Origin of the sequence: Yinghuangia soli, from assembly GCF_021502675.1 — a bacterium.
GTDB lineage: Bacteria > Actinomycetota > Actinomycetes > Streptomycetales > Streptomycetaceae > Yinghuangia > Yinghuangia soli.
In genome coordinates this window covers 62,810-86,111 of the sequence record NZ_JAKFHA010000023.1, presented here as the reverse complement: position 1 = coordinate 86,111, position 23,302 = coordinate 62,810, and the positions used below count along the sequence as shown (strand labels likewise).

Annotated in this window: 17 protein-coding genes; 7 read left to right on the top strand and 10 right to left on the bottom strand. The window is 70.2% G+C overall.

Annotated features, from left to right (window positions below; genetic code table 11):
* Positions 1–49: 49 nt before the first annotated feature.
* Positions 50–586: an ATP-binding protein gene (locus LZ495_RS29825; protein ID WP_235056054.1), complete on the bottom strand. Its 537-nt coding sequence runs from the start codon at positions 584–586 to the stop codon at positions 50–52.
* Between LZ495_RS29825 and LZ495_RS29820 the strand changes: the two genes are divergently transcribed.
* A complete protein-coding gene (locus tag LZ495_RS29820) occupies positions 585–770 on the top strand; it encodes a DUF397 domain-containing protein (protein WP_235056053.1) in 186 nt (61 codons plus the stop codon). The two genes, LZ495_RS29825 and LZ495_RS29820, sit on opposite strands and share 2 nt — an antisense overlap.
* Positions 771–868: 98 nt before the next feature.
* On the opposite strand, the gene LZ495_RS29815 is transcribed toward LZ495_RS29820, so the two are convergent.
* Together LZ495_RS29815 and LZ495_RS29810 are read right to left on the bottom strand one after the other, a co-directional pair.
* A complete protein-coding gene (locus LZ495_RS29815; RefSeq protein ID WP_235056052.1) occupies positions 869–1,276 on the bottom strand; it encodes a hypothetical protein in 408 nt (135 codons plus the stop codon).
* A gap of 359 nt (positions 1,277–1,635) precedes the next feature.
* A complete protein-coding gene (locus LZ495_RS29810; protein WP_235056083.1) occupies positions 1,636–3,411 on the bottom strand; it encodes a 3-hydroxyacyl-CoA dehydrogenase family protein in 1,776 nt (591 codons plus the stop codon).
* A gap of 284 nt (positions 3,412–3,695) precedes the next feature.
* On the opposite strand from LZ495_RS29810, the gene LZ495_RS29805 reads away from it, so the two are divergent.
* Positions 3,696–4,712, top strand: coding sequence for an LLM class flavin-dependent oxidoreductase (locus tag LZ495_RS29805; RefSeq protein ID WP_235056051.1), 1,017 nt, complete (start codon positions 3,696–3,698; stop codon positions 4,710–4,712).
* A 36-nt stretch (positions 4,713–4,748) separates the two neighbouring features.
* Here LZ495_RS29805 and LZ495_RS29800 read toward each other — a convergent pair whose 3' ends face one another.
* Complete coding sequence (locus tag LZ495_RS29800; protein ID WP_235056050.1) at positions 4,749–5,204, bottom strand: hypothetical protein; 456 nt, start codon at positions 5,202–5,204, stop codon at positions 4,749–4,751.
* Positions 5,205–5,353: 149 nt separating this feature from the next.
* On the opposite strand from LZ495_RS29800, the gene LZ495_RS29795 reads away from it, so the two are divergent.
* Positions 5,354–7,714, top strand: coding sequence for a CHAT domain-containing WD40 repeat protein (locus tag LZ495_RS29795; protein ID WP_235056049.1), 2,361 nt, complete (start codon positions 5,354–5,356; stop codon positions 7,712–7,714).
* Between the two features lie 21 nt (positions 7,715–7,735).
* Here LZ495_RS29795 and LZ495_RS29790 read toward each other — a convergent pair whose 3' ends face one another.
* The gene (locus LZ495_RS29790; protein ID WP_235056048.1) at positions 7,736–9,103 is read right to left on the bottom strand and encodes an NAD(P)/FAD-dependent oxidoreductase; all 1,368 of its coding nucleotides are present in this window, start codon (positions 9,101–9,103) and stop codon (positions 7,736–7,738) included.
* A 193-nt stretch (positions 9,104–9,296) separates the two neighbouring features.
* Between LZ495_RS29790 and LZ495_RS29785 the strand changes: the two genes are divergently transcribed.
* The 4 genes from LZ495_RS29785 to LZ495_RS29770 all read left to right on the top strand — a co-directional run bounded on the left by LZ495_RS29785 (position 9,297) and on the right by LZ495_RS29770 (position 16,230).
* Complete coding sequence (locus tag LZ495_RS29785) at positions 9,297–9,989, top strand: TetR/AcrR family transcriptional regulator (RefSeq protein ID WP_235056047.1); 693 nt, start codon at positions 9,297–9,299, stop codon at positions 9,987–9,989.
* Between the two features lie 462 nt (positions 9,990–10,451).
* Entirely contained in the window at positions 10,452–12,182 is a 1,731-nt protein-coding gene (locus LZ495_RS29780) for a hydroxysqualene dehydroxylase (protein ID WP_235056046.1), read from the top strand.
* Between the two features lie 62 nt (positions 12,183–12,244).
* Positions 12,245–13,708, top strand: a complete 1,464-nt coding sequence (locus LZ495_RS44250; RefSeq protein WP_308268663.1) for a flavin-containing monooxygenase — start codon at positions 12,245–12,247, stop codon at positions 13,706–13,708.
* 191 nt (positions 13,709–13,899) lie between these two features.
* Positions 13,900–16,230 carry a WD40 repeat domain-containing protein gene (locus tag LZ495_RS29770; RefSeq protein ID WP_235056045.1) on the top strand — a complete coding sequence of 777 codons (2,331 nt, stop codon included), beginning with the start codon at positions 13,900–13,902 and terminating at the stop codon, positions 16,228–16,230.
* A gap of 214 nt (positions 16,231–16,444) precedes the next feature.
* On the opposite strand, the gene LZ495_RS29765 is transcribed toward LZ495_RS29770, so the two are convergent.
* The 5 genes from LZ495_RS29765 to LZ495_RS29745 all read right to left on the bottom strand — a co-directional run bounded on the left by LZ495_RS29765 (position 16,445) and on the right by LZ495_RS29745 (position 23,071).
* Positions 16,445–17,410 carry a hypothetical protein gene (locus tag LZ495_RS29765; RefSeq protein ID WP_235056044.1) on the bottom strand — a complete coding sequence of 322 codons (966 nt, stop codon included), beginning with the start codon at positions 17,408–17,410 and terminating at the stop codon, positions 16,445–16,447.
* 326 nt (positions 17,411–17,736) lie between these two features.
* On the bottom strand, positions 17,737–18,534 hold the full coding sequence (locus tag LZ495_RS29760) for a hypothetical protein (RefSeq protein WP_235056043.1): 798 nt from the start codon (positions 18,532–18,534) through the stop codon (positions 17,737–17,739).
* Between the two features lie 556 nt (positions 18,535–19,090).
* Positions 19,091–20,611 carry an aldehyde dehydrogenase family protein gene (locus LZ495_RS29755; protein WP_235056042.1) on the bottom strand — a complete coding sequence of 507 codons (1,521 nt, stop codon included), beginning with the start codon at positions 20,609–20,611 and terminating at the stop codon, positions 19,091–19,093.
* Complete coding sequence (locus LZ495_RS29750) at positions 20,608–22,239, bottom strand: acyl-CoA synthetase (protein WP_235056041.1); 1,632 nt, start codon at positions 22,237–22,239, stop codon at positions 20,608–20,610. The genes LZ495_RS29755 and LZ495_RS29750 overlap by 4 nt, the downstream gene beginning before the upstream one ends.
* A 439-nt stretch (positions 22,240–22,678) precedes the next feature.
* Positions 22,679–23,071: an SCO5389 family protein gene (locus LZ495_RS29745; RefSeq protein WP_235056040.1), complete on the bottom strand. Its 393-nt coding sequence runs from the start codon at positions 23,069–23,071 to the stop codon at positions 22,679–22,681.
* Between the last annotated feature and the right edge of the window lie 231 nt (positions 23,072–23,302).

Here is a 23,302-nt window from a genome sequence, read left to right as displayed (position 1 = left end):
CCCGCCGCCCACGCCCCGGTCATTGCCATCCCCCGGCAACCTTCGACCCTCAATACGCCACCCGAAAGGCAACGGCCTTCCCGAAGTCGCTGGCCGTCGAGGTCCAAGCCGGCGCACACTCCCGAACGATCTGCATGCCGCGTCCGCCGACGGCCTCCCAGTCGACCTCGCGCACGACGGGGTGCCGGACGTCGTCGCGGTCATGGACCTCGACAGAGACCCCGTACGCGTCGGCCCCGAGCACGAGCCGAAACGGCGCCCCGTCCCCCACGTGCTTGACGACGTTCGCGACGAGCTCGTGGGCGCAGAGCCGCACGGTGTCGACGAGGTCTGCGGGGACGCCCCCGCAACGGCGAGGATCCGTGGGATCAACTCTCGGATTTGGCCCACCTTTTCGGGAGAGGTGCAGACCCGCATCGATGGGCGGGAAGGAGACGTCGTGGCATTCGAAAACCTGCGCGGCCTCAGCTACCTTGAGGGCACCGAGAGGCCTGGGCTTTCCGCTGGCGTTCTCCGGGGTCAGAGCCGTCGTGCTCCCTGTCGACGACTTGATCGCCCTGATCCGCGAGGCCGGAAGGCAGAGCATGACCGAGCACACCATGACCTTGGCCTGGCGTACATCCACCTACAGCGTCGGCGAAGATCAGTGCGTCGAAGTCGCCCCACTCCCCGCCCACATAGCCCTCCGCGACTCCAAGCGCCCCGAACTCGCCGCGTTCCGGTTTCCCGCCTCCGCATGGTCCGAGTTGGTCGACGGCCTGCGTCGCTGAAGCTTCTCGGGAATCCGAGAGCTGCACATGATCAGGAGTATCGCGCCGCCGCCCTGATGGGCGGCGGCGCAACGGAAAGTCGTTGCTCCACCTGGGAGTCAGGCGCGGGATGCCATGACGATTCCGATGACCGAGAGCACGAAAGCAGCGATAAAGCCTGTCAGTTGCTTCTGTATGGAGTCGGTCGACAGGTCGCCTTGGGCGATGATGCTCCCGATCGCGACGCCGGACAGGCCGGCCGGTACGAAGAGGAGTTGGGCCAGGCGCTCGCCGTCCCCGTCGCCCTTCAGCAGCCACCATCCGTTGCGCAGCATGGCCACGCCGAGCGCGATGACGAACGGGCAGAGGAGAGCGAGCCACCCCACCTCGCCGAAGTCGCTTATCCCCCACATCATCCCGGCCGCCCCGGCGCCGCCGATGATCAGTCCGTACGTGAAGCCGAGCACTCCCGCGGCCGTTTCGGTGCCCGACCGGGACCGCGGGGGACGACGGTACGGCTGCGACATGGCGGAACCTCCAGTGCAGAAAGGCCGTTTGGCGGACCACCGCAAGCTTTCCGCCTTCGCCCGGCAATAGCCGAGGGACTTACCCCACGCTTCGCCCGGCTCTCTCCCGGGGAGGACGTCTGCTCCGCGGGGCCGTCTCGCCCCAGGGAACGCACTGCCGTCTCGCTGCAATAGCCCTGGAGCAGTGCCCCAAGACGACGACAGGGCGCCGCGGGCCCGGGGGGCGCGGGGGCCGGTGAGATGTTGGGTTGGCCTTAGGGTTTAAGTTTGGGGGTTTCGCCCCGCCCCCCACCCCCCGCCGGGGGCGCGGCGCCCGGGGGGCCCCCGGCGCCCTGTCAGATGTTGCTATGCCGTACGGGTTACTTCTTGGCGTAGTCGCGGAAGCCGCGGCCCGTCTTGCGGCCCAGGTAGCCGGCCGTGACCAGGTGCTCCAGCAGGGTCGCGGGGGCCCAGCCCGGCTCGCGGAACTCGGCGAAGAGGACCTGCTCGATGGCGAGCGAGACGTCCAGGCCGACCACGTCCAGGAGTTCGAACGGGCCCATCGGGTAGCCCGCGCCGGTCTTGATCGCGGTGTCGATCTCGTCCGCCGAGGCGTAGTTGGCCTGCAGCATCTTGACCGCGTCGTTCAGGTACGGGAAGAGCAGCGCGTTGACGATGAAGCCCGCGCGGTCGCCGCAGTCCACCGCGTGCTTGCGGGTGCGCTTGCAGACCTCGTGGATGGTGGCCACGACGTCGTCCGAGGTGGTGACCGTGCGCACGACCTCGACGAGCTTCATGACCGGCGCCGGGTTGAAGAAGTGCATGCCGACGACGTCTTCGGGACGCGAGGTCGCCATCGCGCACTCGATGACCGGCAGCGAGGAGGTCGTGGTGGCGAGCACCGCGCCCGGCTTGCAGATCTCGTCGAAGTTCTCGAACAGCGCCTGCTTGACCGAGAGTTCCTCGACCACGGCTTCGAGGACCAGGTCGGCCGAGCCCAGGTCGTCCAGCTTGGTGGTGCCGGTGACGCGGGCGAGGGCCGCGTCGCGGTCGGCCTCGGAGAGGCGGCCGCGCTGGACCTGCTTGTCGAGCGAGCGGGTCAGGGCGTTGGTGACGCCGGCGACCTTCTCCTCGCTGCGCGCCACGAAGGTGACGGTGTAGCCGGACTTGGCGAAGACCTCGACGATGCCGGTCGCCATGGTGCCGGAGCCGACCACGCCGACGGAGTCGATCTGGCGCGGCGTACCGGCGACGGCGGCGGACGACGCGGCGTCGGCGACCACGACCGAGGAGCCCGGCTCCTCGTAGCGGTAGAAGCCGCGGCCGCTCTTGCGGCCCAGCAGGCCCGCGGTGGCCATCTGCTTGAGGATCGGCGCGGGCGCGTGCAGGCGGTCCCGGGACTGCCGGTACATCTGCTGCAGGATGTTGTACGCGGTGTCGATGCCGACCAGGTCGAGCACGGCCAGCGGGCCCATCGGGAGGCCACAGCCGAAGCGCATGGCGGCGTCGATGTCCTCGCGGGTGGCGTACTTCTCCTCGAACATCGCGGCTGCGTGGTTGAGGTACGCGAACAGCAGGCCGTTGGCGATGAACCCGGCGCGGTCGCCCGCGACGACCGGCGACTTGCCGAGCTTCTCGGCGAGCGCCACGACGTCCTCCAGGACCTCGGGCTCGGTGACGACCGTGCGCACGACCTCGACCAGCTTCATGACCGGCGCCGGGTTGAAGAAGTGCAGGCCGACGACGCGCGACGAGCGGCCGGTGGCGACCGAGAGCTCGGTCACCGAAAGCGACGAGGTGTTGGTCGCGAGGATCGTCTCCGGGCCGCAGATCTTGTCGAGCTGGGCGAAGATGTCCTGCTTGAGCTCCAGCTGCTCCGGTATGGCCTCGAGCACCAGGTCTGCGTCGGCCACCGCGGCGAGGTCGGTGCCGATGCTGATCAGCTCGTACAGGGCGGTCTGCTCGTCCTCGGTCAGCTTGCCGCGCTCGACGGCGCGTGCGGTGGAGTGCTGGATCCGGGCCAGGCCGCGGGCGGCCGCCGCGTCGTCGACCTCCACGCCGATCGCGCGGACGCCGCCGCGGGCGAGGATCTCGACGATGCCGGCACCCATGGTGCCCAGGCCGACCACGCCGACCGTAGTGATGTCACGCGCCATCATGCGCTCCTTGAATGCCGTCTCCCGGGGACGGGAGTACGCCTTGAGGGTTGCTGTGAGGGTTTCGGGGGTTCTGCTGCGTGTGCGCTGTACGTGTTCTGCGGGCGCTGCGGATGCTGCGAGGGGGTGCTGCGAGGGTTCCGCTTTGGTTACCGCGAAGTAGTTCAGCTTGCCGGGAGTATTGCAGGCCCCGCCGAACGGGCACAGACCGGTCGGACAAGCCGTTCGTGCCCCAATGGGGATTTCACCCGTTATGCCGGTGCAGGGATACCGAGAGGCTGCCCATGGAGTTGGGGATCTTCCTGCTCGCGGCCCAGTTCGAGGCCGGAGACCAGGGTGCGGTGCTCACCGCCGCACTGGACGCAGGCTGCGCCGCGGAGGTGGCGGGGTTCGGCGAGGCTTGGATCGCCGAGCACCACTTCGTGCCGTACGGGGTTTGCCCGTCCGCGGTCACGTTCGCCGCCATGCTACTGGGGCGTACGGACCGGCTGCGAGTAGGCACCGCCATCAGTGTGTTACCGAATACCCATCCGGTTTTACTGGGTGAGCAGACCGCGCTGCTCGACCAGCTGTCGCACGGCCGCTTCACCCTCGGCATCGGGCGCGGCGGCCCGTGGGTGGACCTGGAGGTCTTCGGCGGCGGCCTGGAGCGGTACGAGGAGGAGGGCTGGGCGGAGTCCGTCGACCTGCTGATGCGCTGGCTGACGCGCCGCCGGGTGGCCGCCGACGGCCCGCAGTACCACTTCCGCGAGGTCCCGGTCGTCCCGCGCCCGCTGACCCGCCCCCACCCCCCGGTCATCGTGGCGTGCACCACACCCGCATCCGCAGCGCTGGCCGCCCGCCAGGGCCTGCCCATGCTGCTGGGGATGCACGCGGACGACACCGAGAAGGCCGAGATGATCCGCACGTACGACGCCGCCGCCCGAGCCTGCGGCCGCGACCCGCGCGGCGTCCCCCATGCCGCCGCCGCGGTCGCCCTCGTCGCCGACTCCCGCACCGAGGCCGTACGCGAGCTCCGCACCGCCCTGCCCAAGTGGCTCGGCCTGGGCCTCCCCGCCCACCAGACCCTCGACGGCCACCCCCGCACGATGCGCGACCCGCGCACGTACACCGACTACCTGTGCAGCATCCACCCGATCGGCACCCCGAAGGAGTGCATCGCCCGGCTGAGGCGCACCGCGGAGGCCACCGGCATCACCCGCCAGCTCCTGTTCGTGGAGGGCGCAGGCACGAGGGAGCGAACGCTGGAGAACATCCACCGGCTGGGGAAGGAGGTCCTGCCGCACCTGCAGGCCGACTGAGCCCCCGCCCCGGCCTCGTCCTGGTGGGCCCCTATGTCACGCTGCGGCGACCGGGTGGAAGTCGGTGATGCCGGGGCCGCTGCGGAAGGCCACGGTGGCGCCGTTGGTCGAGTGCACGGTCGTCACGCCGTCGCCGAAATCGACGCGGTCGAAAGGGTTGTCGTAGCCAAGGTGGACGATCCACAACAGTTCGCCTGCATCGTCCAGCCGCGCGAACCAGCCTGCCGACCCGGGGTACGCGCACTCGCCGCCGTGCACGAAACCCCCGGCGGGATCCGCCGCGCGGACCAGCGTGCCGAACCACGCGGCGCCGTCGCGGCCTTCGGGCGACGGGGCGGCGATGTCGAGCTCGTCCAGCAGCTCGACCCGGGAGCGGGTCTCGTCGTCGAGCGCGAGTTCCCACGCGCGCCCGTCCGCGTAGTACACCGCGTCCCAGGTCAGTACTTCCTCGCGGTGCCACAACTCCACGATGAGGCTGGGTGCTTCCGTCACTCGTCTGTGCCCTTCCCTGCTCCAAGGTCCCGGTCACGGCCGCGATTCACCGATGGGTCGTGTCCGGCGCGAGTAGTCTGCCGTCACTGCGGCAGCGCACCCTAGTTGGCGTGCCGCGGCAGCGGACGGGACGTGGACGGGGGGCCGCCGTGGACGTCGACCTGCAGGTCGAAGTGGCTCCGGGCGGGCCGGAGACCTACGCCGTGCTGTTCCGGGACTCGACCGGTGGCGAGACATCCGGGGTGCTGCAGCTCCCGCCGCCGAGCGTCCTCGCGGCCCTGGCCGCCCGGGTGCCCGATGCGGTGCTCGCGTCGACCGCGCAGGTACGCCGGGCCGTGGTCGGCGACGAAGGCCCCGTCCGTGAACTCGGGCAGTTGCTCTTCGAAGCCCTCCTGGTCCGCGCCGGCGCCGGACAACTGCGCGCCGCCCGGCACCGCGCCGCGGAGCGCGGCACTAACGTACGGCTGATCCTGCGTGTCAACGCCCCGGAACTGGCCGTACTCCCGTGGGAGTTCATGTACGACCCGGACGAAGGCGACTACCTCGGCCACGAGATCCCGCTGGTCAGGTACCCGCAAGTCGCCCGTCCGGTGGCTCCCCTGCGGGTCGGCGCACCCTTGCGGATCCTGTGCATGATCGCGCGTCCGGACGACCTGGTGCCGCTGGACACCCAGCACGAAGCGGAACGGCTGCAAGAAGCGCTGGCCGATCTTGTCGACGAAGGCCGCGTCGAGCTGGGGTGGGTGGCCGGGCAGACGTGGCGCGCCCTGCGCGATGCGGTACGCCGCGACGCCCGGGGTACGGAGGCAGGGGGCCGATCAGGCTCGGGCGGGCCTTGGCACGTCCTGCACTTCATCGGGCACGGCGCTTTCGACAGCCGCGCCCAGGAGGGCACCCTCGCCCTGGCCGGCGAACACGGCGGTACGCACTACCTCGGCGCCACGCAGCTGGCCGTCCTGCTCGCCGGGCACCCGTCGCTGCGCCTGGCGGTCCTCAACGCGTGCGAGACGGCGCGGTCGGGCACCGTCGACCCGTTCTCGAGCGTCGCCGGGGCTCTGATGCGCAAGGGCATGCCGGCGGTACTGGCGATGCGGTACCCGATCACCGACGCGTCGGCCCTGGAGTGCGCCCGCACGTTCTACGAAGGCCTCGCCCGGCAACTGCCCATCGACGTCGCGGTCATGGAGGCCCGGCAGGCGATGTGGATCGCTCAGCGGCACAGCCTCGAATGGGGGACGCCGGTCCTGCATATGCGGTCGTTGGACGGCGTGCTGTTCAACCTCACTGAGGCTCCGACACAAGTGGTCCCCGTACAGAACATCGCCGTGTCCGCGGTGGAAGCATCGGCGTTCCTGACAGAGGCCAGTCCGAAGGAGAACTCCGAGACCTCCGAGTCCTCCGCCGCCGAAATGACCCCACCCGGGTCCGCCCCGATCACCGCGGTTCCGGCAGAAACCGTGGCGCGAGACGTCGAAGCCGAGGCCTTCCCAAAGAGCGAGGCCGTAGCGGTTCCCGCGTCCCCCGACGCTCTCGGATCTCCGCGACGAGCCGCCGACCCGCCGACTCTGCCCCCGCGCCCGCCGCAACCCCCGCCCAAGCGCGCGAAGTCCTCGCCCGCCCGCTTCACCGCGGAGCGCATCGCGCAGCACACCCTCCCGCACAAGATCCAGTTCGCCGCGCTGAACCCGCAAGGCGATTTGCTGGCACTGGCCTTCGCCGACAATGCCGCGATGATCATCAACCCGCAGGGCCAGCTGGTCCGCAGCATCCCGGCCAATCCGAGATGCCGCATCTACCAGATCGCTTTCAGCCCGGACGGCCGCTTGTTCGCCACCGCAGGCAGCGACCATTTCATCCGCGTGTGGGAGACGACCGGCGACGAGATCTGGCGCGCCCGCCATTCCGCGACCGTCTGCGCGGTCGCGTTCAGCCCGGACGGACGCCTGGTGGCCGGCGGCGCGGCGGACGGCTCGACGTTGGTCTGCAAGGTCCCGAACGGTGAGGCCATCCGGAAGATCACCAGTCCGAACCTGCTCCTGAAGGCCGTCAACTCCGTCGCCTTCGCCCCGGACGGCACACGCATACTCGTCGGCGACGTGACCAAATGGGCCCGTATCTACGACGTACTCTCCGGCAAAGGAACCCTCCAGGTCAGGCACGGCGAGTGGGGCAGCAATGTCCACTCGGTCGCCTTCGCCCAGGACGGCCGGCAGTTCGTCACCTGCGGCGACGGCAACGCGCGCCTATGGGACGCCCAGACGGCACATATCGTGAAGACCTTCCCGCACACCGCCTACGTCAGCCGGGTCGCCCTGTCGCCCGACGGCCGCTACCTGGCGACGGGCACCCTCGGCAACCATGCGTACATCTGGAATGTCCGGAACGGAAAGAAGCTGCTCCAGATCGACCACGAAGGCCCGGTGACAGGTGTCTCCTTCAGCGGGGACAGCCGACTGCTCGCCACTGCAAGCGCTGATATGACCTGCCAGTTCTGGCAGTTGCGCCGCTGATCACCCGCCCCGGATTCGCCTTCAGTGCCCGCGCTCCACACCTGACGCACGCGCCGCACGTGCGGAGCGAGCCGCCTGCGCCAAATCCCGCCGCACCTCCAACTCCGTCCTCATCTCGCTGCGCAACGTACGGAACAGCTCACGCCGCTTGGTGTCACGCCGCCGGAAAGCGCCCGCAGCGCACGCCGCAACGAACCCCGGCGTCAGCAACTGGCTCGGCCGCAGCGCCCGCGAATAGACGTCCAACAGCCGCCGCGACCCGTGGGGTTCCTTCGCCAGCATGCGCAGCATCTGCTCCTGCAGCGGGTTGACCTCGTCGGCGCGCGCGAAGCGGTTCGTCCAGTGGTATGTCTCGCGGCATTCGGCATCGCGCCGGCGTTCCCACGCCCGTATGGCCGCATCGAGCCGGGCCGGGTTGTTCAGCACCGGAGCCGCCGCCTCCCCCAGCAAGCGCCCGAACCGCAGCGCATCGCGGATGCCCTGCGCGGTCACCGGGTCCTTGAAGTGCCCCGCGTCCCCGGCCAGCGCCCAGCCCGGTCCCGACGACCGGCGGAAGTACGACGGCTGGTCGACCGACGCGACGATCTTCGTCGCCCGCGTACACCCCTGCATACGCTCGGCAAGCCCCGGCAGCATCGCCACCGTGCGGTCGAACTCGCCTTCCAGATCGAGCCGGAACTCGTCCACCCGCTCCATCGGCGGCATCAGCAGGCACAGCACCAGGCCGCCGTCCGTCGGGAACGCGGTGCCCAACTCCCGTCCGCCCAGCCACATCGCCGCCGTGCCGTGCCATTCCGTCCGCGGGTCCTCGTAGTACGCGTAGTAGCCCGCGCGGGCATTGGCGTTCGACAGGTACGGGACGTCCGCGCCGACCAGCCGGGCGATCGTCGACCTGCGCCCGTCCGCACCGATCACCAGCGGAGCCCGGAGCGTGTACTCGCCCTGCCCGCCCCGCGCACCGGCCCGGACGCCGACCACCCGGCCGTCCTTCTCGACGAGTTCGGTGACCTTGACGCCCTCGCGCACCTCCGCGCCCGCCGCCCGCGCCGTCGCGACCAGCGCCGCGTCCAGCCCGGCCCGGCGTACGCACATGCCGTACGCGATGCCGTCCACCGGCGAGTACGTACCGCGCACTTCGGCCAACGGCGTGCCGATGAAGGCATCGAAGTGCCTCGGCGGTCCCAGCTCTTCGACCCGCTCCAGAGCGCCCAACCGGTCCAACTCCGCGACGCCACCCGCGAACAGCAAATGCGTGGAGACAGTCGTCGAAGGGAACTTCGCCGAGTCCAGCGCCACCACCCGCCGCCCCGACCTGGCCAGCGCAATGGCCGCAGCGGATCCGGCGCAGCGCGCCCCGACCACGATGGCGTCGACGTGCTCTTCGGTCACGGGACTCCCCTTGCGCAGAGCCGCGGCCGCGGTGCCGCGGGATCGTCAAATGCCGTACCCGGAGCGAGAGATCACCACACGGCCGACGGGCCGCGCAGCGCAAAGATCGCAACCGACAGCACTGTCGGTTATTGCGACGCTAGTCCTGCAGTACCGCCCCGGACAAGACCCCTCGTCCGGCTACGCTGAGGACATGTCCGCCCTCCCGAACCCGGAACAGCCGAACGAGCCGTCCCCCGGCCCGGTCGCGCCGAAGCCCCCCGTCCCGCCGACGGCCGTTCGCCGCCGCATGACGGGCCCCGCACGGCGCCGCCGCATCGAGGACGCCGCGCTCGCGGTGTTCGGCTCGCGCGGCTACGGGGCCGCCTCGATGGGCGAGATAGCCGAGGCCGCGGGGGTCACCCGTAGCGTGCTGTACGAGCACTTCGCGACCAAGCGCGTGCTGTTCCTGACCATCCTCGGCGCGCAGAACGCCGCCCTGGTCGCGCACATGGGCGCAGCCATCACCGGACGCGGCGGCCGCCATACCCGCATGCGTGCAACTGTCGCTGCGTACTTCGACTTTGCCGAGGCCAACCCGGTCGCGCGCCGCCTGCTCTTCGACCAGACGGACGAAGGCGACCCGGAGCTGAGCGCCGTGCGTTGGGGCATCCGGCAGACCCGTACGCGCGCGGTCATGGCGATGATGGCGCACGACACCGAGCGGGCCGGCCTCGCACCCGACTCCCCCGAGGCCGAGGTGCTGATCGAGCTGCTGATCAGCAGCCTTGACGGGGTGGCCCAGTGGTGGGCGCACCACCCCGAGGTGCCGCGCGCGACCCTGGAGACGATGGCCGCGGACGTCCTGTGGGGTGGCCTCGAACGCCTCAACACACCACGCGACTGACCGTTCCCAACCTGTACCCATGACCTGACGCTGCGTCAAAAACAGGCATCGGTACAACTCTTGACCCGCTGTATCACGGGCGCGATAGTCGGCTCTGCATCCTGTCGACACATGTGTCGGTTATCGCGTACTCCGAGCCCCGCGGACCGCGCCCCTGCGAGCCCGCGGAACTCCGAAGGAGAGACCCCCGCTCGACGAGGACCCCGTGTAGGAGGACCCGTGCCAACGTACGAGCCGCACCTCCCCCGCACCGCGCCACAGGATCGGCCCACGTCCCCCAGGACCCCATCCCTCAAGTCTCCGACGCCCGCACCACTCCCGACGGCACCACTCCCGACGGCACCGACCCCCTCGGCACCCGCGTCGTCGCGCGTTGCCAAGTCGGCTGCCCAACCCGAACCGTCGCCCACCCGGCGCAAGTTCGTCGCCGGGACCTTAGGCGCAGGCGCCGCAGCCGCAGGCTTGACCGCCCTCGGCGCCGGCGGCCCGCTCGCCGCCCCCGCCTTCGGCGCACCGCTGGTCGCGTCGGGGTCCGGACGCCGCGTCGCCGTCCTCGGCGGCGGCATGGCCGGCCTCACCGTCGCCCACGAGCTCGCCGAACGCGGCTTCCAAGTCACCGTCTACGAACGCAAATCGCTCGGCGGCAAGGCCCGCAGCATCCCCGTCGCAGGCACCGGATCAGGCGGCCGCCGCGACCTCCCCGGCGAGCACGGCTTCCGCTTCTTCCCGGGCTTCTACCTGAACGTGCCGGACACCATGCGGCGCATCCCGTTCCCGGGCAACCCCAACGGCGTCCACGACAACCTCGTCGACGCACCCGAGGCGATCTTCGCCCAGGCCGGACGTCCCGACAACAAGCTGATCCTCCCGGACGGCGGCATCGACAGCATCACCCCCGAAGCCCTCCGCGCCGCGCTCAAGACGATGGCCAACGTCGCAGGCCAAGTCCCTTGGTGGGAGATCGCGTTCTGGGCCGAGAAGATGCTCGTCTTCTTCACCAGCGGCGAGCTGCGGCGGCGCCACCAGTGGGAGTACATGCCGTACTCCGAGTACCTCCAGATGGACAAGATGTCGGAGGCGTACCGCAACATCCTCGTCCGCTCCTTCACCTCCACCCTCGTGGCCGCGAAGGAGACCGTCGCCAGCACGCGCACCATCACCATGATGGTCGAGATCTTCCTGTGGACCATGCTCGGCCGCGGCAACGAGGGCGCCCCGGACCGCGTCCTCAACGGCCCGACCAACGAGGCCTGGATCGACCCCTGGCACACCCTTCTCACGTCCCTGGGCGTCGAGTTCAGGGTCGGTTGGACCGTCACCGGCCTCGACTACTCGGGCGGCCGCATCACGGGTGCGCGCATGACCGACCCGTCCGGCAACGCCGCGACCATCGACGCCGACCACTACGTCCTGGCCGTCCCCGTCGAACGCGCCGTACCGCTCATGAGCCCTGCCCTGGTCGCCGCCGACCCCGCGCTCGGCCGCCTGCGCCGCCTCCAGACCGACTGGATGAACGGCCTGATGCTCTACCTCAAGCGCAAGACCCCCATCACACATGGCCACTTGGCCTTCATGGACTCCCCGTGGGCGGTCACCGGGCTGACCCAAGGGCAGTTCTGGCGCAACGATTTCGCGGCCACGTATGGCGACGGCAGCGTGCAGGACTGCCTGTCGCTCGACCTGTCCGACTGGGACGCACCCGGCATCGTCTACGGACGCTCCGCGCGCCAATGCACCCCGCGCCAGATCGTCGACGAGGTCTTGGCCCAGCTCCGCGCCAATCTCGACAACGGCGCCGCGATCGTCCCCGACTCGCTCATCCACTCGTGGTTCCTGGACCCCGGCATCACCGGATCGGGCACCCCGTCCGTGGCCAACGACGAGCCGCTGCTCGTCAACACGATCGGCTCCTGGGACGACCGCCCCGAGGCGACGACGCGTATTCCCAACCTCTTCCTCGCCGGGGACTATGTACGCGTCTCCATCAACCTGGCCACCATGGAAGGTGCCAACGAAGCCGGCCGCAAGGCGGCCAACGGCGTCCTCGCGGCCGCCGGTTCCTCCGCCCCCCGCGTCACGATCCACGAGATGTACCAGGAGCCCGCACTCGCAGGGTTCTGCCGGGCCGACGACCTGCGCTACCGCCTCGGCCTGCCGAACGCGTTCGACGTGCTCAAGCCGTACTGGCCCTGACGTCCCGCCCGGCCCCTGACCCGGCCCGCGGGACCGCCCCCCGACGGAAAGGCAACCGGACCGTGCCGGAGACGAACCAAACGCCAAGCCCCGCCGACCCCACCGCGCCGCCCGGGCACCCGCCCGTCCAACGCGCGGCCATCATCGGCGCCGGCTTCGCGGGCCTGTGCATGGCCATCCGTCTCCGGCAGTCCGGGATCACCGACTTCACCGTCTACGAGAAGTCCTCGACCCTCGGCGGCGTCTGGCGCGACAACACCTACCCCGGCGCCGGCTGCGACGTCCCCTCGATCCTCTACAGCTATTCCTTTGCCCAACACGGCAGGTGGAGCCGGAAGTTCCCCCTCCAGCACGAGATCCTGGCGTACCTCCGGCGCACCGCCGACCAGTACAACATCACCCCGCACATCCGCTTCGACACCGAGGTCACCGCCGCCCACTGGAACGACGAGACCTCCATCTGGCATCTCCGCACCACCACCGGCGAGGACGTCCACGCCCGGAACCTGATCACGGGCGTAGGCCAGCTCAACCGCCCCCGCTACCCGGACATCCCCGGCATGCGGACCTTCACCGGGACGTCCTTCCACTCCGCCGAGTGGAACCACGACCACGACCTGACCGGCCGCCGGGTAGCTGTCATCGGCACCGGCCCGTCCGCCGTCCAATTCGTCCCCGAAGTAGCCAAGTCCGCGGCCAAGCTCTACGTCTTCCAACGCAGCGCAAACTGGGTGATCCCGAAGCCGGACGCCGAGTTCGGCCGCCTCGCTCTCACCCTCCGAGACCGAGTAGCCCCCGTACGCCTACTCCTGCGCCTCCTGACTTACCTCCGTGGGGAGACCGTCGTCTACTGGGCCATCCGCGGCGGCAAGCTCGCCGGCCTCGCCGAATGGGCCTCCCGCAAGCACCTCGAGACCCAAATCCAAGACCCCAGGCTCCGCGCCCAGCTCAAGCCCGACTTCCCCATCGGCTGCAAACGCATCCTGATCTCCGACGACTGGTACCCCACCCTCGCCCGAGACAACGTCCAACTAGTGACGTCCCCAGTCGCCCGCATCATCAAGACCGGCATCGACACCGCCGACGGCACCCACCACCCCGTCGACACCGTCATCTACGGCACGGGCTTCCTGGCCACCGAGTTCCTCAAGCCGATGACCATCACCGGCCGGGCCGGCGCCAACCTCCACGACGCCTGGAAGGACGGCGCCACCGCCTACCTGGGCATCACGGTCCCGGACTTCCCCAACCTGTACATGCTGTACGGCCCCGGCACGAACCTCGGCCACAACTCGATCATCTACATGATCGAGTCCCAGGCGGCCCACATCCTCCGCCACATCAAGGCCGACAAGGTCCACGAGCCCAGCCGGCCCGCCCACGACGCCCACCAAGAACGCCTCCAGGCCGCCCTCGCCACCTCAGCCTTCACCGCCGGCTGCACCAGCTGGTACCGCACCCCCACCGGCCAGGTGACCACCAACTGGCCCCTGAGAACCCTCACCTACCGCCGCGCCACGAAGTGAGCGCACAGCGACGCGCCTCAAGCGGCGTCCTGACCCTCCGACCGACTCACTGGCCGACTGCACGGGTCATCCCAGTTGCGCGGGAGCCTGGGACACATGGCGCGGATCGTTCGCACCGAACACACCGCACCGCGGGTCCGAAGGCTGCAGCGCGACTTACCTGCGGGTGGCGGTTGTTAGCCTCACGAGCCATGTCCTCCCGTGATCAGCAGACGAACCCCGATACCGGCACACTCGGCGGGTCCGACGACGAACTGCTGGACAACGCAGCATTCTTGGTCCACTCCGAGCCTGCCGACGTGTTGGCGTGGGCCAGGCGTGCCCGCAGCGCCACCGCCGTGACAGCTGCGCAGGTCTACCGCACGTCGGTCGGGCGGCACCGGCACGCGCCCCCGGCAGCCCGCCGGGACATTCTGGCCGTGGACGCCGCGCGCTGGGGTGCCACCGACCTGAGTCGACGGCTGGCCGAAGTGACGGTCGCGCATGGTGCATCGGGGGCCTATCGAGTCGACTGGGCAACCGGCTCGGCGCTGCACGGCGCACTGCTTTGGTCGGGTGACGTTGATTCCGACGACCGGAACATCCAAGGTGTTCGCACAGTGACCGCCGGCGTGCTGAACGGTCGCCCGGTCGCGGCCGCCACAGCGTACGGGGACGAGGGCCGAGTCTGGGACCTGGCAACCGGGGCAACCATTGCGCGCCTGCGTCTGGACGGCGGTGTCGCCGCGCTCGGACCGGTCACAGTCGGCGGACGCGGAGTACTGGCCGTCACCGGCTACACAGCCGTCGAAGGCATCACACGAGCAAGCGTGTACACCATGGACGCCGCGTCCGGTGTCCGGCTGGGGACGCCGTTCATCACGTACGCCAGTACCAGCGGGGCTCTGGCGACCGCGACCGTCGACGGACGCTCGGTCGCGCTCGCCGGTGACGGATCATCCGTCCGCGTCTGGGACTTGAGCGAAGAACTCCCCTGGGGAGAACCTTTCGAGGGGCACACCGGGCAGGCAATCGAAGCGGCCGCCATCACCCTCTTGAGCGGGCGCATCGTCGCGATCACGGGCGACACGCACGGGGTCGTCCGGACTTGGGATCTGCGGGACCGGAAAGAGGTCGCGCCACCGATCACGCTTCCCGAACGCCGTATCTCGGGGCTGGCCGTCCTCGCCCTCGAAGGGCGGACCGTCCTGGCGACGTGGACCGCGGACGGCCCGATCCAGCTCCGAGACCTGTCCGGCGAAATCCTCGCCGAACTCCTCCCGGACACCCGTCCCGGCTCCCTCGGCGAGGCACTCGCCGTTGCGGACCTCCATGGGCGTCCGGTCCTCGTCGCCGCGGACCGCAAAGGCCGCGTACACGTGGTCGATCCGGCCAGCGGGCGCGAGCTGTGCACACCGCTTCCTTCCTACGACGGCACGCCCGTGAAAGTGTCCGTTGCGGACGCGGACGGCCACCCGGTCGCCGTGGTCGGCGGGTACGGCTCGTCCACCGTCCATGCCTGGGACCTCGCTGCCGCATGCGATGCCATGCCGCCCGCGCATATGCCGCCGACGCCCGGCACCGTGACCGGGCTTGCCGTCGCCAAGCTACGCGGCCGCGAGGCCATCGTCACTACGCACACCAAAAACGCCGACGAGGAACACCCCACCCGCGGCGAGAGCTTCCTCCGCGTCACCGACCTCGCGGACGGCTCCCCGGCCGCACCTGTTGCTGCAACGGACGAGGGACTGCGCCGCCTCGCACTGACCCATGTGGGCACAGAGCCCGTCGCGGTCGTCAATTGGTGGGACGGGCCGCGTCTGTTGCGCCTGCCGGAGGCCGAGGACGTGGGCACCACCTTCAGGACCCGCCACCATTCCCAGGACCACAAGGGCAACGTGTGCGCGCTCGCCACCGGCACGCACGACCACCGACCTGTCATCGTCACCGGCGGTCCTGACAACGAGGCACGAGCGTGGTACGCGGATGACGGAACTCTGCTCACCGCGCTCGCCGGCCGCGGCGACGGCATCGTCACCGCGGCAGCCGTCGGCCTCCTCCAAGGCCGGGCCGTGGCAATCACCGCAGGCTCGGGCTTCACCCCCGAAGTACGTGTCTGGTGGCTCGGCGACGGCGAACCGGTCTGCCACCCCGAGATCGGCCACGACGGCTTCGTCAATGCCATCGCCCTCACCCGCCTCGGCAACGCCCTGGTCGCCATCACCGGCGGCGAGGACCACAGCGTGCGCGTTTGGGACGTGTCCACCGGACGCCCGGTCCGCCCGGCTCTCACCGGACACACGCAACCTATTCGGTGCGTTGCCGTCGCCGAGGACGACGGACACCACCCGATCGCTTTCACCGGCAGCGACGACGGCACCGTCCGTGCGTGGGACCTCGAGACCGGCCATGAACGCTCGTGCACCCACCTGCCCGCACCGGTCACCCATATCGCGATCACCGCCACCCACCGAATCGTAGCCGCCTTCGGGGACGACATCGCGGTGCTGTCCGCACGCGAACTGCGCCGACACGGATGCTGATTCGACGAAACCGCGTCGGGCCGCAGGGATCATGACCGGCCCCCGTATGCGATCGGCGCGTCCGTCTCACGTCGTGGCCCTGCCGGTGCTCGCAGGGCTCCCGCGGGGCCGACTCGTCGGGCCTCGGGCGTCAGCCGACTCGACCGACGGCAGCCCCCACCGAGTTCAAGGGCGGCCGGCGCATTGCTTCAGCTACCTGGACGACGCCGGCGTCTCAAGTGCTGCCGGCCCGGATGTCGGGCCCCGGTGGGCTGCAGCCGTCACGGGAGGTGTTGGCAGCGATGAGGGCGGTGAGCAGGGATTCCGCGGTGGGGAGGTCGGCACGGGTCGCCGTCTCGACCCGGTAGATGACCGGGCCGTTGGCGCAGACACCCCAGTAGAACGTGGATTGGGCGCCTTGCAGTTGGGTGGTGTGCATCGTTCCCGCGGGATCGCCTTCCTGGATCACACTGATTTCGAGCCGGGCCAGTTCACCGCGGTACGTCTGTACACGAAGCAGAGGACGGGCTCCAGCCTCGGATCCGGTCCCCGGGGCGTTGTCGACGACCAGGCAGTCCTCGAGCCGGTCGTCGAAACCGGACCATGACTCGGTCCATGTGGCGGCCGGGGCATAGCGGAGCGGCGCTGGAGAGGCAGGCAGGACCGTGCCGCAGAGGCTGCCTGGGAGGGCGGGGACGGAGGCGGGAGGTGTGCGTGGGGCCGGGATCGGAATGGGATCGCCGATGCAACCGGCCTTGGTCCGCAAGGCGTTGGTCGTTTCGATCAGCATGGCGACCAACGACTGGCGGCGGCGGAGCCCATCGGCTGACTGCAGCGCATTCGGGGCAGGCCGCTGCGATGGGCGCATAGCGATCTGGGCGTAGCGCGTTCCATCGTCCGCCCGGCATTGCGGGACGCGGATCCATGCCCCGGCCTGCGATGACGAGCCCACGAGACCTTCGCCGAGCAGAAGGATCGGACCGGAGTCCGCGGCGGGCAGCCCACCCGGCCACTGAATGTCCTGGTAAGTGCGGCGGATCGCGTACTCGAAGACAGGCAGGACGCCGCCGGGCTCCAGGACTTGACAGTAGGTCTCGTACGCGGTCGGGTACGCAAGCGGCTCGGAACGATCTTGGTAAGTGCGGGACTTCGCCGAGACAGATGCGTTGCCGGACGGCGCGGAGCCGAGGAGTTCGGCCACTTGGGTGGCCTCGATGGCTCCCCAGCAATAGGACGTTGGCGGGCCCGGAGGCCCGGCTTCGAATACCGAACAGCCGCAGGCCCCGAGCGCCGCGGCCAACAGGGCAGCAACTGCACGCCCGGTGGCGTTTCGACGGGTACGTGGACGGCGGCCGGCCGGCGAGCCGCGGGCGGTGGCGCGGGCGGACTCAGGACGTACGGGAGCGCGGCGCGGCCGACGCGGGACCCGTCTCATACGTCCACTGTGGACCTACTGCGCGGCCGCCAGGAAGGTCACCCAGGCAGTTGAGGGAACGGACAACAGAGGTGCGTCGGCGGTGTGGCCGATCACGCCGAGGGGCGAGGCAACGGGCAGCCGTCCTTTGGGTAGTTGGCGGCTATCAACGCGGTGAGGAGCGCCTCGGAGGACGGGAGTTGTTCGATGTCCTTTACCTCGACGCGGTAGACGACCGGGCCACCGCTGCAGACGCCCCAATAGCCGGTGGAGTAGGCGTTGTTCAGTTGGGTGGTGTACATCTGCCCGGCCATGCTGTTGCGCTGGAGGACGGATGTCTCCAGGCGGCCGAGGATGTCGCGGTAGATCTCGACGCGGAGTTCCGGCATGGCGCCGGGTGTGCCGTCGGATATGACGCAGTCTTCGAGGTACGTGTCGATGCCGGAGCGTTGCTGCGTCCAGGCGCGGGCGGCGGGCGACGTCGGGCCTGTCGTCGGGATGACCGGCGGGGTCTCGGCGCCGCAGAGAGACGCGGGGTCGACCGGTGCGGGGGCCGGGGGTGCCGCGAGTTGGGGCTGCGGAAGCACGCCGCCTCCTGCGCAGTCGGATGCCGCGCGCAGGCGGTTGGTCATCGCCACGAGGGTGGTGGCCAGGCGCTGCCTGAGCGTCCAGGGCTCGGTGTCGTAGCGCGGGCTGCGGACGGTCAGCTGGGCGTAGCGGCTGGCGTCGGTCTGGCCGCAGCGCGGGACTTCGACCCATGCCTCGGTCTCCGCGACTGCGCCGAGCAGGCCGGGGCCGAGGGGGACGGAGACCTTCGCGCCGGCGTAGAGGCCGCCGGGCCAGTCCAGGCCCTGGTACGACTGGTGCACCGCGTACTCGAACACCGGCAGCACGCTGCCGGCCTCGTCCATGACCAGGCAGTGGGCCGCGCCTCCGGCCGACGGGTAGGCCGGGCGGCCAGAGCGATCCTGGTAGTCCGGGCCGGCCGGAACGAGGGCCTCGAACTCGGCGGCGGTGACGGTGTCCCAGCAGTAGGAGTCCGGGCGGCCGGGGGTCTCACCGGAGAGCGCGCAGCCGGAGATGGCCGTGATGGCGAGGCCAACAGCGAGGGTTGCGGCGAGTGCGGGGGCTCGGGAGCAAGCAACAGCGCGGGCGTGGGAGGAAACGGCAGCACGGGCGGAGGCGGGCGCTCGGGAGGAGGCTGGCGCTCGGGAGGCTTGCTCTCGGGAGGAACCGGCAGCTCGGGAGGAGGCTTGCTCTCGGGAGGAAACGGCAGCACGGGCGGAGGCCAGCGCTCGGGAGGAAACGAGGGCTTCGGAGAAGGCACGGGCTCCGGAGGAAACCAGGGCTCGGGAGAAGGCGCGGGCTCCGGACGAAGCGAGGGCGGGGACCCCGCGAAATAGCGACGCTCTTATGCCGCGCCGTCGCCCGGAGCCCCCGCCCACGCACCCTCCTGCAGTTGTCGTCCTACTTGCGCCCGAACCGCATCGTGACATAGCGGTCCAGCGCCTTCATGGTCGCCGGTGTGCGCTTGAACGTAGTGGGGTCGAGCGGCGTACTGAAGCGCTTGCGGGTGACGGCTTGCACGCGGGCGAACTCCTTGAGTCCGTCCTCGCCGTGCGTGCGCCCGAAGCCGCTCTCGCCGACCCCGCCGAAGGGCAGGGCAGGGATGCCCGCGAAGGCGATGACCGCGTTGACGGACGCCATGCCGGTCCGCAGGCGCTGGGCGATCTCCGCGCCCCGGCGTGCGCTCCCGGCGTACACCGATGCCGAGAGCCCGTAGATGCTCGCATTGGCGAGTTCGACAGCCTCGTCGACGTCCGCGACCGTCCGCACCGTGATGGTCGGGCCGAAGGTCTCCTCGCAGACGGCCGAGCTGTCCTCGGGGGCGTCGACCAGCACCACCGGGTCGATGAACGGCGGCTTCACCGAGTCCACACCGCCGAAGAGCGGCGTCGCGCCCTTCGCGATGGCCTCCTCGATGTGCCGGCGCACGACCTCGACCTGGCCGGGCATCGTCATCGGCCCGTACGCCCGGTCCTCGGCATCGGCGCCCGTCTTGATCTCCGCGAGCCCGGCGCGCAGTTCGTCGAGGAACGCGCCTTCGAGCCCCTTGACGACGTACACGCGCTCGATCCCGACGCAGGTCTGGCCGGCATTGGCCAGCGCGCCCCACAGCGTGCCCTGTGCGGCGGCCTTGACGTCCGCGCCCTCGGCGACGATCAGGGCGTCCTTGCCGCCGCATTCCATCAGCACGGGGGTGAGGCGCTCGGCGCACGCAGCCATCACCTTGCGGCCGGTACGTGCCGACCCGGTGAACGCGATCTTGTCCACCCCGGCCGCGCACAGTGCCGCGCCGGTGGCGCCGAGACCGGTGACGGTCTGGAAGACGCCGGTCGGTGCGTCCGGGTTCGCGCGGGCAAAGGACTCGGACAGCCACACGCCGGTGCCCGTCGTGAACTCGCTGGGCTTGAAGACGACCGCATTGCCGGCCGCGAGGGCATACGCGATGGAGCCCATCGGCGTGAAGATCGGGTAGTTCCACGGCCCGATCACGCCGACCACGCCCAGCGGCCGGTATTCGATGGTCGCGCTTTGGTTGGCCATCGCCAGCCCGCTCGGGACCCGGCGGCGGCGCAGCACGCGTCCGGCGTGCCGGGCCGCCCAGTTGAGCTGTTCGAGGCCGAGCAGGACCTCCAGGAACGCGTCGTCCCGGGGCTTGCCGTTCTCCTCGTGGACCAGCTCGCACAGCGCGGCGCGCTCACGCACGATGGTCGCGGCCCACGCCCCCAGGCGCCGCTTGCGCTCGGACGGCTTGAGGGCGGCCCACCACGCGGCGCCGATGCGCGCCTGGGCCACCGCCTCGGCGACCTCGTGCTCGCCGTCGACCGGATAGCGGGCGACTTCCTCGCCCGTCGCCGGATTCAGCGACGCGAACGTCTCGCGCAGCGGCTGTGCGGCCGGGCTGTCGATGGACGATGCGGTCATGGCGTTCCCTCCTCGGAGGGGGTCTCGGGGGCGGTCTCCGACACGGTCTCGGACGCGGTGCCCGACGCTTGCTCGACCTCGATCAGGCTCGCCGCGCGGACCCGCTCGCGCAGCACCGGCTTGGAGACCTTGTTGGCTGCGGTCAAAGGGAGTTCGTCGACGAACTCGACCGACCGCGGGCACTTGTAGTTCGCGATGAGCGTGTGCGCATGGTCGCGCAGTTCCTTCTCGGTCGCCGTCGCCCCCGGGTGCAGGACGACGACCGCGTGCACGCGCTCGCCCCACTGCGGGTCCGGTACGCCGATGACCGCGCAGGCCGCGACCGCCGGGTGGGCCGCGAGGGCGTTCTCGACCTCGGCCGAGTACACGTTCTCGGCGCCGGTCACGATCATGTCCTTGAGGCGGTCGACCACGGTCACGTAGCCGTCCTCGTCCATGAACCCGAGGTCGCCGGTGTGCATCCAGCCGCCGCGCAGCGCCGCCGCGGTTTCCTCCGGCCGGTTCCAGTAGCCGAGCATGATGTGGTCGCCGCGGCCCACGATCTCCCCGACCACGCCGCGTTCGACCTCGTTGTCGTCGGGGTCGACGATCCGCACCTCGGTGTGCACGAGCGGACGCCCGGCCGAGCGCAGCCGCTTGGGGTCGCGCTCGTCGTGGTCCTCCGGCATCAGGAAGGTGAGCAGCGGCGAGACCTCGGTCTGCCCGTACGCCTGCGTGAGGCGCGCGGCCGGGAGCGCGGCGAGGGTGCGGTCCAGGAGCGTCTCGCTGATCGGCGACGCGCCGTAGCTCAGGAAGCGCACGGACGACATGTCGTGCTTCTCGAAATCCGGGTGGTCCAGCACCATTTGGATCATCGTGGGGACGAGGAAGACCTCGGTGACGGAGTGCCGTTCGACGGCCTCCAGGACGGCCTTGGGCTCGAAGAACGGCAGGATGATCCCGGTGACGCCGAGCATCGAGGTCATGACCCAGGTGCCGAAGCCGGCGATGTGGAACATGGGTGCGGCGTACAGCGCGCACGCGTCGTCGCCCTCCCGCAGCTTCGCGGTCGCCACCAGGCCGCCCAGCGCCGAGGTGTGCAGGTTGGTGTGGCTGAGCATGACGCCCTTGGGGAAACCCGTCGTGCCGCCGGTGTAGAAGATGCCGACGAGGTCGCTGCCCTGCCCGCTCGCATCGGGCACCTGCACGGCGCCGTCGAGGAGTTCGGCGTACGACAGCATCCCCTCGGGGGTCGGTCCGACGCCGAAGTGGACGACCGTCTGCAGGCTGCTGCTCAGGTCGCGCAGCTTGCCGACCATGGCGGCGAAGACGTCGTCGACGAACAGGACGCGCGTATCGGAGTCGTCGAGGGAGTAGGCGATCTCGACCGGGCTCCAGCGGATGTTGACCGGATTCACCACGGCGCCGGCCCAGATCGTCCCGGCCAGCACCTCCAGGTAGCGGACCGAGTTGAGCGACAGGACGGCCACCCGGTCGCCGGCCGCCACGCCGAGGTTCTGCAGGGCGCCCGCGGAGTGCGCGGTCCGGTCGCGGAACTCGCCGAACGTGACGACCGTGTCGCCCTCGACCAGCGCGGTCTTGCCGGGGTTCTGCTGGGCCATGCGGTGCAGAGGCTGAGTGATGCCCATGGGCGAAGTCTCCCTGGGGTGGGGATGCGGGATCCGTACGTGGTGCGCAGGGCTCTCGGCGCGGTCCGGGGAGCAGGGCCTGGGACGTACGGCCCGGGGAGAAGCGGATCGGGACATCAGGGACGCTGCGGCGTGCGGGCAGGCAGCATGGGCAGGGCGGACGGCAGCCGACGGCCGGAAGTACCAGTTCTCCAGTACCGCGGCAGGCAACGTTTGCCCCGTCGCGGTGTCCGGTGCCGTGCATCGCAAGGCGCAGGGCCGAAGCTCGTACTCGGTCGTACTCGCAAGGCCCTGCAACGCCGCGAGGTGCGGTGCCGGGCGCCGTGACGGGGTGAACGTTGCCTGTTGCGGTACTAGCGCTCGCTCAGCACAGCAAACCGCAGGCCGGACCTGCTGGCAACAGGCCCGGCCGGGGTAGTCGAATCTTGTTGAACTTCGTTCAGCAGTCCCGCAGCAGCGGCGACTGGTTCAGCAACTGGCCGCGCACCGAAGTGAACTTGGCATAACGGTCGGACGCTTCGGCACCGGCCGGGAACACCCCCACCCGGTGGCAGTTCTGGAACGCCAGCTTCACCCCGTGGTGGCGCTCCAGCGCCCCCTTGATGGCGTCACTGGCCAACGCGCGCAGCAGTTGCCCGCGCGCCTGTTCGTCCGGCGGCGGAACCTGATTGTCGGCGAACTCCCCGCCGTCCACCTCGAGTCGGACCACCAGCTCGGCGATCAGGTCCCAGGCGTACGGCAAGGAAGTGCGGATGCATTCGACGAACTCGGCCTCGTCGACGTCTCCGGATTCGGCCTGTGCGAGCAGCTCCGGCGGCACATCTAGCGACATGGTGCGCTCCCTCCACCAACTGACTGAAACAGCAAGCGGTTTGACTCACCGTATGCCGGTGCTGACGGATCGCACCAGAGCCGCCTGGGCAGTTGGCCGGTTCCGGCTTCCGAGCCCGGCCGCGCGTCCTCGCTGGTAGCGTGCGGGACTTCGACGACTACGGGGGAGTCGATGTGCTGGTGTTCAGGCTCGCGGCCATCCTCATCCTGGTGGCGGCAGTCGCCTGGATGG